The sequence below is a fragment of the Bradyrhizobium sp. STM 3809 genome (genome assembly GCF_000239795.1).
Lineage (GTDB): Bacteria > Pseudomonadota > Alphaproteobacteria > Rhizobiales > Xanthobacteraceae > Bradyrhizobium.
In genome coordinates this window covers 24,600-36,879 of the sequence record NZ_CAFJ01000084.1, presented here as the reverse complement: position 1 = coordinate 36,879, position 12,280 = coordinate 24,600, and the positions used below count along the sequence as shown (strand labels likewise).

At 66.7% G+C, this 12,280-nt stretch carries 11 protein-coding genes; 4 read left to right on the top strand and 7 right to left on the bottom strand.

Translation table 11 applies throughout. The features are described 5' to 3' along the window. Nucleotides 1-387: 387 nt before the first annotated feature. Nucleotides 388-672, bottom strand: coding sequence for a DUF6496 domain-containing protein (locus BRAS3809_RS04375; RefSeq protein ID WP_008960895.1), 285 nt, complete (start codon nucleotides 670-672; stop codon nucleotides 388-390). A 183-nt stretch (nucleotides 673-855) separates the two neighbouring features. Between BRAS3809_RS04375 and BRAS3809_RS04370 the strand changes: the two genes are divergently transcribed. Together BRAS3809_RS04370 and BRAS3809_RS34300 are read left to right on the top strand one after the other, a co-directional pair. Then, nucleotides 856-1,476, top strand: coding sequence for a hypothetical protein (locus BRAS3809_RS04370; RefSeq protein ID WP_008960894.1), 621 nt, complete (start codon nucleotides 856-858; stop codon nucleotides 1,474-1,476). 153 nt (nucleotides 1,477-1,629) lie between these two features. Continuing rightward, on the top strand, nucleotides 1,630-2,826 hold the full coding sequence (locus BRAS3809_RS34300) for a lipase family protein (protein WP_008960893.1): 1,197 nt from the start codon (nucleotides 1,630-1,632) through the stop codon (nucleotides 2,824-2,826). Nucleotides 2,827-2,861: 35 nt separating this feature from the next. On the opposite strand, the gene BRAS3809_RS04360 is transcribed toward BRAS3809_RS34300, so the two are convergent. The 6 genes from BRAS3809_RS04360 to BRAS3809_RS04335 all read right to left on the bottom strand — a co-directional run bounded on the left by BRAS3809_RS04360 (nucleotide 2,862) and on the right by BRAS3809_RS04335 (nucleotide 10,999). Continuing rightward, nucleotides 2,862-3,551 carry a response regulator gene (locus tag BRAS3809_RS04360; protein ID WP_008960892.1) on the bottom strand — a complete coding sequence of 230 codons (690 nt, stop codon included), beginning with the start codon at nucleotides 3,549-3,551 and terminating at the stop codon, nucleotides 2,862-2,864. Next, the gene (locus BRAS3809_RS04355) at nucleotides 3,548-6,265 is read right to left on the bottom strand and encodes a DUF4118 domain-containing protein (RefSeq protein WP_008960891.1); all 2,718 of its coding nucleotides are present in this window, start codon (nucleotides 6,263-6,265) and stop codon (nucleotides 3,548-3,550) included. Before BRAS3809_RS04355 ends, BRAS3809_RS04360 begins: the two co-directional genes overlap by 4 nt. 52 nt (nucleotides 6,266-6,317) lie before the next feature. Next, on the bottom strand, nucleotides 6,318-6,923 hold the full coding sequence (locus tag BRAS3809_RS04350) for a K(+)-transporting ATPase subunit C (protein WP_008960890.1): 606 nt from the start codon (nucleotides 6,921-6,923) through the stop codon (nucleotides 6,318-6,320). A gap of 114 nt (nucleotides 6,924-7,037) precedes the next feature. After that, nucleotides 7,038-9,158 carry a potassium-transporting ATPase subunit KdpB gene (gene kdpB / locus BRAS3809_RS04345; protein ID WP_008960889.1) on the bottom strand — a complete coding sequence of 707 codons (2,121 nt, stop codon included), beginning with the start codon at nucleotides 9,156-9,158 and terminating at the stop codon, nucleotides 7,038-7,040. Nucleotides 9,159-9,174: 16 nt separating this feature from the next. Then, on the bottom strand, nucleotides 9,175-10,878 hold the full coding sequence (gene kdpA / locus BRAS3809_RS04340; protein WP_008960888.1) for a potassium-transporting ATPase subunit KdpA: 1,704 nt from the start codon (nucleotides 10,876-10,878) through the stop codon (nucleotides 9,175-9,177). A 31-nt stretch (nucleotides 10,879-10,909) separates the two neighbouring features. Beyond that, on the bottom strand, nucleotides 10,910-10,999 hold the full coding sequence (locus BRAS3809_RS04335) for a K(+)-transporting ATPase subunit F (protein ID WP_006614032.1): 90 nt from the start codon (nucleotides 10,997-10,999) through the stop codon (nucleotides 10,910-10,912). 443 nt (nucleotides 11,000-11,442) lie between these two features. On the opposite strand from BRAS3809_RS04335, the gene BRAS3809_RS04330 reads away from it, so the two are divergent. Beyond that, on the top strand, nucleotides 11,443-11,877 hold the full coding sequence (locus BRAS3809_RS04330) for a hypothetical protein (RefSeq protein ID WP_008960886.1): 435 nt from the start codon (nucleotides 11,443-11,445) through the stop codon (nucleotides 11,875-11,877). Nucleotides 11,878-11,896: 19 nt separating this feature from the next. After that, nucleotides 11,897-12,181, top strand: a complete 285-nt coding sequence (locus BRAS3809_RS04325; RefSeq protein WP_008960885.1) for a hypothetical protein — start codon at nucleotides 11,897-11,899, stop codon at nucleotides 12,179-12,181. Nucleotides 12,182-12,280: the final 99 nt, after the last annotated feature.

The window sequence follows — 12,280 nt, the reverse complement described above, 5'->3', positions numbered from 1 at the left end:
TGCCGCACAGCGGCCGGTGGTTATGGGTCCCGGCTCGTTGGCCGGGACGACAGCGGTGAGTGAGGCGGTCGTCTGNTAGCCCGGATGAGCGCAGCGATATCCGGGGCCTCACGAGGTGCATGCGTGAACCCGGATGTCGCTGCGCTCATCCGGGCTACGCTCGCATCCGGGCGACCCAATGCCGGATGTGACGCGATCAGCTCCCACACCCACCGCCGTCGTCCCGGCGCACGCCGGGACCCATACTCCGCGGCGGCCGTCGTGAGACAAGACTGGCCGGACATCCCGCTCCATCACATCTCGCTGGGGTTTATGGGTCCCAGCGTGCGCCGGGACGACAGCGGAGGGTGGGTGGCGACTACGCCTCACGGTGTGGATGAGCGCCTATCAGCTCCTCTTCGACGACTTCTTCTTCGTCGTCTTCCCAGTCGTTTTCTTCGTGCTCTTCTTGCTCGACGACTTCTTGGCCGTCTTCTTCGCCGACGATTTCGCGCTCTTCTTGGCCGGCACCTTCTTGCCTTCGCGACGGGCCTCGGACAGGCCGATCGCGATCGCCTGCTTGCGGCTCTTGACCTTGCGCCCCGAGCCGCCGCTCTTCAGCGTCCCGGCCTCGCGTTTCTTCATCGCGCGCTCGACGTCTTTGGATGCGCCCTTGGAGTACTTGCGAGCCATGGTCATTCTCCTGTTTGGCGACCAGATAATCTTGGCTCGTTTCGATCGTTCCATCCGGACGGAGCCTCCGTGGTCCCCGGCCGACCTTCTCAGAACATCTGGTTCTCAGCGAATAAACAAGGTACAGCTCCTCGTCCGACGGTCGTCCGCCGGACCATAAGATCGCGACTCGGGGTCATCATCATGACTGCCACGTCTCGTACGAGAACACGCTGGACCCAGCTCGGCCTTCTCCTGCTGGTCGTCATTCCGTTTCTGCCCGAACTGGCCATCTGGATCGTCGCCGGCTTTGCGAAGATCATGGGCTGCAGTCCCGGACAGCAGACCTTGTGCCTCAACTCACCTTGGATCAGCGACACCATCAACTGGGCGTTCAAGCTGAGCGCAGGCCTGATCGTGACCCATACGACGACGTCGCTCCGCTGGCTGATCGCGTTCTTCGCCGGACTTGGCCTTTGGCTGACGGGCTGTCTGGTCATCATCAGCCTGGGATGGCGGCGCCGTTCGAGCAGGCTCGTGCTCGGCTTCGCGATCACGCTGATCTTCGCTTTCCTCCCGTTCCTCGGCCCCGGACTGGCGCTGCTGGGACTGGCTGAACCGGAGGCCTGCACCCCCGGGACCGGCACCTGCAAGATCTACGGCAGCGAGGTCCAGGAGGCCCACGCGGCCGTCAGGCTCTGGGATCTCGAACTGCAGCCGCTGTGGATCGTCCTCGCAGCCGCGCTGTTCGCGATCTATGCGATTGCGACGATCCTGATGGGCCGTCTCAGAGGCAGGTCGGGCGGCGTCTCGCGAACAGCTTGAATGGCGTTGCGCTTCGGCCCGAGCCATACTACACTTTTGAGTTGCATGCTTCGTGTCCGATACTTGCCACGTCTGCACATCGATTTGGGTTAGCGATGTTCTGAAGCTGGGGGTTTTTCCGTGCGAAATTTCCTTGCTTTGCGCCGGGGCTGCATGGCCGTCGCGGCACTCCTGCTGGCTGCGACGACGGCCCCCGCGGCCGCACAAGTCGACGGCGATTCAGCCAACTACGTGTCCGCCACCTTCGCGGCTCCACTCGCCCGCTATTACGCGCCCTATGCGCTGCAGGCGGCAGCGGCCTATCAAAGCACCGGCGTCCTGAATGCGGTGCGGAATCTGCCCGATGGCGCCGATGTCGCGGTCGCCTTGAGAGACGTCGGCGACACCGATGAGGTGAAGGCCCAAGCCGCCAAGTACCTTCGACCCTGGCGCTACCAATTCGGACATGAAGGCTATCTGTCGTGCTTCGACGACGATCCCGACTGTCTCAATGCGATCAGTCGCGACCGGTGGACGTTCGCCATCGGCAACGGCCCATCGTTCCAGGTCTGGGCGCGGACACGCTATCCCTACAAGGAAGGCGCGGCATGCAGCGAGGTCAGCATCGCCTTTCGCGGCACGACGCTGTCGATCTCCGACTGGGTCGCCAACCTCGATCCGGTGACCGGCTACCTCGCCGATGATCACTACAGGCAGTTGCGGCGGAACATCGACGCGATCATCAAGAAGATCACGACGCTCGACTGTTACAAGCGGGCGCAGCGGACTCCGCGGATCGTGTCGGTCGGGCACTCGCTCGGCGGCGGTCTGGCGCAATTTGCCGCGCTCGCCAACAATCCCTCGCGCCCGCGCATTGCCAAGGTCTTTGCGTTCGATCCCTCGCCGGTCACCGGCGCATCCTACGTCGACAAGTCCGTGTACGCGCAGAATGTGGCCGGCCTCGAGATCGATCGCGTCTACCAGAGCCGCGAGGTCCTGCAGGCGCTTCGCAAGTTCTACCAGCAGCCGCCAAAACAGGGCACGTCGTGCGTCCGCTACGTCGCCTACGACTACTATGTATCGGGCGGCCCCGTCGCCCTGCACACCATGTCCGGGCTGGCGGGACAAATGGTCAAGTCCACCTACCTGGATGGCGACCAGATCGCCTACCGCCTGCCGAAGCGCCTGCCGAACTGCCCGAGCCGCTACAGCCCGCCCCGAAACGACTCCGACGACGACGGCGCTGTGGCGCAGATGATCGAGGCCGGACCCGGAAGGCTTGCCCGGGGACCATCGATCATCAGAGTGGCACGCGCGCCGGCGCCGCTGCGGGCGCAAGCCGCGACGCGGCGGACGGCGGCGCTGCGCTGACCGGAACGGCTGCGAACGGGTCCGGCGTGCCGCTGCTAATCCGGCGCACGCAGGCGATAGCCGATGCCGGTTTCCGTGAGCACGAATTGCGGGCGCTCCGGATCGGTCTCGATCTTCTGGCGCAGCTGGCGCACATAGACGCGGAGATATTGCGCGTCGGTCAATTCGTCCCACAGCTCCTTGAGCAGGAAGCGATGCGTCAGCACCTTGCCGGCGTGCTGCACCAGGACGCGCAGCAGATCATATTCCTTGGGCGACAGCTTGATCTCGCGCTCGCCGACCTTGACGATGCGGCGGACGAGATCGACGGAGAGCTCGCCGGTGCGAAACACCGGGCGCTCGCCCTGCACCTGCAATTGATGGCGCAGTGCGGCGCGCAGCCGCGCCAGCAGCTCGTCCATGCCGAACGGCTTCGTGATGTAGTCGTCGGCGCCGAGGTCGAGCGCCTTGACCTTGCCCGCCTCATCGCCGCGGCTCGACAGCACCACGATCGGAATGCTCTCGTTGCGCGCGCGGATGCTGCGCAGGAGCTCGTGGCCGTCGATGTCAGGCAGGCCGAGATCGAGGATGATCAGCGCCGGATCTTCCGCGAGCTTCTCGAGCGCGACCTTGCCGCTCGGCGCTTCCAGGATCTCGTAGCCCTGGGTCGCGAGCCCCATCCGCAGCAGCTTGCGGATCGGCGGCTCGTCGTCGATGGCGAGGACCTTGATGGGGGCGCCGGTCATGCGGCCGTATCCATGGCTGTGGCCTGCGCCGGCACCGGCAGGCGGATGGTGAGGACGGCGCCGCGCCGGTCGGTACGGTTGCCGGCGAAGATGCGGCCGCGCATCGCCTCGATGAAGCCGCGCGAGATCGCCAGCCCAAGCCCGGTGCCGGGCCGCACCTGGTCGCCCTTCTGCACCCGATAGAACTTGTCGAACACGTGCTCGACCTCCGCGGCCGGAATGCCCTCGCCCTCGTCGCGGACGTCGAGCACCACCCAGTTGCCCTCGCGCGCCGCGCGGATCGCGATCGCGGTGTCGGCCGGCGCGTATTTGGCGGCATTGTCGAGCAGGTTGAACAGCACCTGCTCGAACAGCACGGCATCGACCTCGACCATCGGCAGGTCGGAGGCGAGCTCGAGCGAGACGTGGTGGCCGGCGAGAATCTTGCTCGCGCGCCGCAGCGCGCTGCCGACGATCTCGCCGATGTCGTGCAGCGCGGCGTTCGGCACGATGGCGCCGGACTCGAGCTTGGTCATGTCGAGCAGATTGGCGATGAAGCGGTTGAGCCGCTCGGACTCGTCGATCACGGTGGCGAGCAGGTCGAGCTTCTCCTTGTCCGACAGCCGTGTCGCGAGGTCGCGCATCGTCGAGGCCGCGCCGAGCACCGACGCCAGCGGTGTCTTGAGATCGTGCGAGATCGAGGTCAGCAGCGCCGAGCGCAGCCGGTCCTGCTCCATGGTGCGCTTGACCTTGTCCATGTCCTCGACCAGCAGCACGCGCTCGATGGCGAGCGCCCCCTGGTCGACCAGCGCGTCGAGCAGCCGGCGCTGGTCGGGCGTCAAGAGCGGCCCGGTGCGGTCGTCGTCGATGCCGATGACACCGATCAGCCCGCGGCCGGTGCGCATCGGCAGGAACAGCCGCTTGGCGCCCGGCAAGGTATCGGAGCCGCGGCCTGCGGCGCGGTCGTTAGCGAAGGCCCAGCTCGCCGCAGCGAGATCGGCGTCGTCGAGCTGGTCCTCCGGCGGATAGCCGGCCATCACGACGAGCTTACCATCCTGCGGCAGCAGCAGCACGACGCGCACCTTCAGCATCAGCGCGGCCTGGTAGGCCGTCGCCCACAGCACGTCGTCGAGCGTGGCGGTGCCCGCGAGCTTGCGGCTGAAGGCGTAGAGCTGCTCCGTGGTGCGGACGCGCTGGGTCGCGGTGTCGGCCTGCACGCGCACGCGGGAGGCGACGTTGGAGACCAGCAGTGCGATCAGCATGAAGAAGAAGAACGCAGCGACGTTGGTCGGATCGGTGATCGTGAAGGTGTAGATCGGCGGCAGGAAGAAGAAATTGTAGCACAGCGAGGCCATGAGGCTCGCCAGCAGCGACGGCCACAGGCCGTAGCGCGCGGCGACGCCGACGACCGCGGTCAGGAACACCAGATCGACGTTCTCGATGCCGAAGAACGGCTGGATCAGCTCGGCGAGACCGAGGCCGATGGCCGTGATGAGCAGCGCCATCACGTAGGGCTTGGCCTGCAGCGGCTCGCTGCGGGCGCGCGTCTGGACCGGCGTGCCGGTCTCGCCCGGCGTCTCCTCGCCGGGAATGACGTGGATGCTGATATTGCCGGCGCGTCGCACGAGGTCGTGCACCACCGAGCCCCTGACGATCTCGAACAGGCGCGAGCGCTGCGACTTGCCGATGATGATCTGGGTGACGTTATTGGCCTGCGCGAAGCCGATGAGATCGTCGGCGATGCGGCGGCCGCCGCCGGGAATCGTCAGCGCCTCGCCGCCGAGCGACTCGGCCAGCCGCAGCGTGTCGGCGAGGCGGTCGCGCTCTCTGTCCGAGAGCTGCAGGTTGCGGCGCGTCTCGATCGTCACCGCGGTCCATGGCGCGTGGACGCGGTCGGCGAGGCGCTTGGTGTAGCGCACGAGGCCGGCGGCGCGCGGATCCTCGGAGACGCAGACGAGAATGCGCTCGCCGGCCGCCCAAGGGCCGGCGATGGCGTTGGCCTGCATGTGAGTGAGCAACTGCTCGTCGACGCGCTCGGCGGTCCGCCGCAGCGCGAGCTCGCGCAGCGCCGTCAGATTACCGGGCGAGAAGTAATGCTCCAGCGCCCGCTCGGCCTGCTTGGGCACATAGACCTTGCCCTCCTTGAGCCGCTGGATCAGGTCGTCGGGCGTGAGATCGATCAGCTCGATGGCATCGGCGCGATCGAAAATGGAGTCCGGCACGGTCTCGCGTACCCGGACATGGGTGATCTGCGCGACGACGTCGTTGAGGCTCTCGATGTGCTGGACGTTGACCGCCGTATAGACGTCGATGCCGTGCGACAGCAGCTCCTCGACATCGAGATAGCGCTTGGGATGACGGCTGCCGGCGACGTTGGTATGCGCGAGCTCGTCGACGATCGCGAGCTTCGGGCGGCGCGCGATCACGGCATCGAGGTCCATCTCCTCGATGACCTGGTCCTTATAGGTGATACGCTTGCGCGGGATCACCTCGAGCCCGCGCACCAGCGCCTCGGTCTCGGCCCGGCCATGGGTCTCGACGAAGCCGATCACGACATCGACGCCGGCCTTCATGCGGGCATGCGCGCTCGACAGCATCTCATAGGTCTTGCCGACGCCCGGCGCGGCGCCGACGAAGATCTTGAGCTTGCCGGCAGGACTGTCCTCCCGCCGGGCCGCTTCGAGCAGGGCTTCCGGCGAGGGACGCTGGTCAGGATCGCGGCGTTGGCTGGCCATGCGGCATTATAGACGCGGACGGCCGGGCGCCAAAGTCGGCACGGATCGGGGTCTATCGGGCTGTTGCGGCATCGAGCGCCAGATTGAGTGCGAGCACGTTAACACGGGGTTCGCCGAGCAGGCCGATCAGCCGCCCGTTCGTGGCCGTCGCGACCAGTGCCCGCACGCGATCCTCGGAAATACCGCGTGCCTTGGCGACGCGCGGCACCTGGAACAACGCCGCCTCCGGCGAGATGTCCGGATCGAGGCCGCTCGCCGAGGTCGTCACCAGATCGACCGGCACGGCCTGGGCGGGGTTCTCCGCCTTGAGCTTGTCGACGTCCTCCTTGACCCGGTCGGCCAGCGCCTTGCTGGTCGGGCCGAGATTGGAGCCCGAGGAGTTGGCGGCGTTGTAGGGCGCCGGCACCGTCTTGGTGGAATCGTTCGGATCGGCAGCCGAGGTCGCCGACGGGCGGCCGTGGAAATATCTGTCGTCCTTGAATTCCTGGCCGATCAGCGCCGAGCCGATCACCTGGCCGTTACGCGTGATGAGGCTGCCTTCGGCCTGCGCCGGGAAGATGGTGCCGGCGACGACGGTCATGGCGAGCGGATAAATCAGGCCGGTGATGAGCGTGAGGGCGAGCAGGACGAGGATGGCGGGACGGATTTCTTTGAGCATTGATGTCTCCTATGTCTCTTCCGTCATTGCGAGCGAAGCGAAGCAATCCAGGGGCTCGGTCGGGACTCTGGATTGCTTCGTCGCTTCGCTCCTCGCAATGACGGCGGTTGATGGTCAAGCCAGATGCAAGGCGGTCACGAGCAGGTCGATCGCCTTGATGCCGATGAAGGGGATGATGATGCCGCCCAGGCCGTAGATCAGCAGGTTGCGGCCGAGCAGCGCGCCGGCGCCGATGGCGCGGTAGGCGACGCCCTTCAGCGCCAGCGGGATCAACGCGATGATGATGAGCGCGTTGAAGATGATCGCCGACAGGATCGCGCTTTGAGGGCTGGCGAGGTGCATCACGTTCAGCACGTCGAGCTGCGGGTAGAACGCCAGGAACATCGCCGGGATGATGGCGAAGTACTTGGCGACGTCGTTGGCGATCGAGAACGTCGTCAGCGCGCCGCGCGTCATCAACAGCTGCTTGCCGATCTCGACCACCTCGATCAGCTTGGTCGGGTTGGAGTCGAGATCGACCATGTTGCCGGCCTCCCGCGCCGCCTGCGTGCCGGTGTTCATGGCGACGCCGACATCGGCCTGCGCCAGCGCCGGCGCGTCGTTGGTGCCGTCGCCGCACATCGCCACCAGCTTGCCCTTGGCCTGCTCGTCGCGGATCAGCCTGAGCTTGTCCTCCGGCGTCGCCTGGGCGAGGAAGTCGTCGACGCCCGCTTCGGCCGCGATCGCCGCCGCGGTCATCGGATTGTCGCCGGTGATCATGACGGTGCGGATGCCCATGCGGCGGAGCTCGGCGAAGCGCTCGCGGATGCCGCCCTTGACGATGTCCTTGAGCTGGATGACGCCGAGCAGCCGGCCGTCCCTGGCCACCGCCAGCGGCGTGCCGCCGGCCTTGGCGATCTCGTCCGAGATCGCGCGGATCTCGCGAGCGAGCTCGCTCTCGGCCTGCGGAATTGCGCGCATCGTGTTGCCGGAGGCGACCTGCGTGACGGCGCCACCGCCGACATAGTTGAGGATCGCATCGACCGCGCCCTTGCGCACCGAGGAGGCGCCGGCATCGACGCCGCTCATGCGGGTCTGCGCCGTGAACGGCACGAAGGTGGCGCCGAGCTCGGCCATGTCGCGACCGCGGATGCCGTACTTCTCCTTGGCGAGCACGACGATCGAGCGGCCCTCCGGCGTCTCGTCGGCGAGCGAGGCGAGTTGCGCGGCGTCGGCCAGCTCCTGCTCGGAGACGCCGCGCACGGGGCGGAACGCGGTGGCCTGGCGGTTGCCGAGCGTGATGGTGCCAGTCTTGTCGAGCAGGAGCGTGTCGACGTCGCCGGCGGCCTCGACCGCGCGGCCGGACATCGCCAGCACGTTGAAGCGCACCAGGCGGTCCATGCCGGCGATGCCGATGGCCGACAAAAGCGCGCCGATCGTGGTCGGGATCAGCGTCACGAACAGCGCCACCAGCACCACCACCGAGATCGAGCCGCCGGCATAGGCCGCGTAGCTCGGGATCGTCACCGTCGCGAACACGAAGATGATGGTGAGGCCGGCGAGCAGGATGTTGAGCGCGATCTCGTTCGGCGTCTTCTGCCGCTCGGCGCCCTCGACCAGCTTGATCATGCGGTCGATGAAGGTCGAGCCCTGCGCCGCGGTGATACGTACGCGGATCCAGTCCGACAGCACCTGCGTGCCGCCGGTCACGGCCGAACGGTCGCCGCCGGATTCGCGGATGACGGGCGCAGACTCGCCGGTGATGGCAGCCTCGTTGACCGAGGCAACGCCTTCGATCACCTCGCCGTCCGAGGGAATGGTGTCGCCCGCCTCGACCAGCACGATGTCGCCGACCTTGAGCGTCGTGCCGGCCACGAGCTTGTAGCTGTGATCGGTCGGATCCGAGCCGGTCAGCAGCTTGGCCTGGCTCTCGGTGCGGGTCTTGCGCAGCGAATCCGCCTGCGCCTTGCCGCGCCCTTCGGCGACGGCTTCGGCGAAGTTGGCGAACAGCACGGTGAACCACAGCCAGAGGATGATCTGGAAGGTGAAGCCGAGATTGGCCCCGCCGGTGACGACGTCGCGCAGGAAGATCACCGTGGTGAGCGCGGCGACGACCTCGACCACGAACATCACGGGGTTCTTGATCATCAGCCGCGGATCGAGCTTGACAAAGGCGGCCTTGATGGCCGGCAGCACGATCTTGGCATCGAGCATCGTCGACATCGACGAGCGCGTCTGCAGTTTGATTGTATCCATGGAGGTTGCTCCGAGATCAGAACACGGTGCCGGCGGTCATCGCGAGATGCTCGACGATGGGACCGAGGGCGAGAGCGGGGAAGAAGGTGAGGCCGCCGATGATCAGGATCACGCCGACGACCAGGCCGACGAACAGGCCGCCTGTGGTGGGCAAGGTGCCGGCGGACGGCGGGATCGACTTCTTCTCGGCCAGCGAGCCTGCGATCGCCATCGCCGGGATGATCATGAAGAAGCGGCCGACGAACATCGAGCTTGCGAGCGTCAGGTTGTAGAAGAAGGTGTTGCCGGTCAGGCCGCCGAAGGCCGAGCCGTTGTTGGCGGTCGCCGAGGTGAAGGCGTAGAGCACCTCTGTAAAACCATGAGGGCCGGCGTTGGCCATCGACGCCACGGCCGACGGCAGCACCACGGCGACCGCGGTCCAGCCGAGATACATCAGCGGCAGCACCAGGATCGCCAGCATCGCCATCTTGACCTCGCGGGCCTCGATCTTCTTGCCGACATATTCCGGCGTGCGCCCGACCATCAGGCCGGCGACGAAGATCGCGAGCACGACGAACAGCAGCATGCCATAGAGGCCGGCGCCGACGCCGCCGACGATGATCTCGCCGAGCTGCATGTTGATCAGCGGGATCATGCCGCCGAGCGCGGTGAAGCTGTCATGCATCGCGTTGACCGCACCGCAGGACGCCGCCGTGGTGATCACGGCGAACAGCGCGGACGCGACGATGCCGAAGCGGACCTCCTTGCCTTCCATGTTGCCGCCGGTCAGTCCGAGCGCGTTCAGCACAGTGCTGCCGCTGGCCTCCGCCCAATAGGTGACGGCGACGCCTGATATGAACAGCACGCCCATCACGGCGAGGATCGTCCAGCCCTGGCGCTGGTTGCCGACCATGCGGCCGAACACGTTGGTGAGCGCGGCCCCGAGCGCGAAGATCGAGATCATCTGCACGAGGTTCGACAGCGCGGTCGGGTTCTCGAACGGATGCGCGGCATTGGCATTGAAGAAGCCGCCGCCATTGGTACCGAGCATCTTGATCGCGACCTGCGACGCCACCGGGCCGACCGCGATGGTCTGCTTGGCGCCCTCCAGCGTCGTTGCCTCGACATAGGGCCCGAGCGTCTGCGGAATGCCCTGCCAGACGAGGAAGAGCGTGTAGACGATGCACAGCGGCAGCAGCACATAGAGCGTGCAGCGCGTCACATCCACCCAGAAATTGCCGACCGTCCGCGCCGAGGCGCGGGAGAAGCCGCGAATGAGTGCGATGGCCAGCACGATGCCGGTGGCGGCCGACAGGAAGTTCTGGTGCGTCAGCCCGAGCATCTGCACGAGATAGGAGATTGTGCTCTCGCCGCCGTAGTTCTGCCAATTGGTGTTGGTGAGGAAGCTGATCGCGGTGTTGAACGACAGATCCTCAGCCACGGCCGACTGGCCGGCCGGGTTGAACGGCAGCACTGCCTGCAGCCGCATGACGCCGTAGATGATCAGGAAGCCGCCGACATGGAACAGCAGCATGGCGACGGTGTAGGTCAGCCAATGCTGCTCGCGGCGCTCGTCGACGCCGCCGATCCGGTAGATCGCGGATTCGAGCGGCCGCAGCACGGGCGAGAGGAAGGTGCGCTCGCCGTTGAAAACCCGCGTCATGTACCAGCCGAGCGGCTTGGTCAGCGCGACGATGACGGCGCAGAAGAGCAGGATCTGGATCCAGCCGATCACAGTCATGGGAGATGTCCTTGGGGATGCGAGAGCCGGTTCAGAACCGCTCGGGCCGCAACAGTGCGTAGGTGAGGTAGATCAGAAGGCCGAGCGATACGGCGCCCGCGAGCGAATAGTCGACGATCATGGCGCGTCTCCTACAGCCGCTCGCAGGCATAGGTGTAGCCGATCGCCAAAGCGAAGAGGCCGGCGCCCAGCGCCAGCATCAGAAGGTCCAGCATGATGTGCTCCTTATGCGCGCGGGGTGCGCGCAGCGCGCCGGAGCGGCGCCCCGTGCACCGGCGCGGCCGCTCGCCGTTCCACGCTCACAGATGAGGCCGGACCGCATAGGTTTTCGAGACAGCGCTCCCGGCGAACTTATAGGAAACCCATAAAGACCCGCGGATTCCGCGACCCGAACGACCCGCGCGCCGCGGCCGTGCCGTATGGGGAGGCCGTGGTGGGCTGCGCGTTTATACGGCCTTTATTTCTTCTTCTCCCCCACCCTCTCGCATTCCTACGGATGCCGGCGCCAGATTGCGGCATGCGAGCCCCGGTCGGGCCGCCGCTCACTGACGACGGAACACCATCATGCCGCTCACCATGACCCAGGATGTCACGCAGGCCGCGCAGGAAGCCGCCGGGCTGCTCACCGACCTGCTCGGCGAGGACGAAGGCGTCTCGCCGCTGTCGGCGCGCGGGCGACGCCGGGTGCGCATCGACCAGTTGCTGCGCGCCGAGGCCCGCATCGACGCGGCGCTGGAACTGATCGCGCTGCGGCTGCCGCGCTGGTCGCTGCGCCGCCTCGCTTATGATGACGGCGAATGGCATTGCGCGCTGTCGCAGCAGCGCGAGATGCCCGATTGGCTCGACCTTTGCGCAGAGGCGACGCACAGCGATCTGTCGCTGGCGATCCTCCACGCGGCGGTCGAGGCGCAGGGTCTCGAGCCGAAGCCAGCCCCCGGCTCGGGACGCCACGCCGCCGACCCCGATCTCGGCACCCTGCTCTGCTGCGACAATTTCTGAAACGGCGAGAGTTGCGGCGATGATCCTCTCGGCCGACAAAGCCGTGGAACTGTCCGCGGCCCGCGTCCTGCTGCGCTTCGGCCTGCGGATCGCGATCCTGGCCGTGTTCGCGAGCTTCGGCAGCATCGGCTTCGGACGCAGCCTCGCCGCGCTGCTGTGGCTGATGGTCATTCTCTGCGCCGTGCTCGCCGCGCTGCGGCGCGAGCGCGTGTTCACCGCCGGCCTGAATCACTGGGACGAGATGGTCGGCTGCTTCGCGCTGTATTGCGCGGTGATGGCGCTGAACGAGCTCGCGGGATCCTAGAGCGCGATCCCCTTCCCACGCGGCGGCTGTGACGTTGCTCGCCCGGCCATGTCGAGGTCCTCGTGCCGCAAAGCCGGGCCAAGACTGGAGCGCCCAACT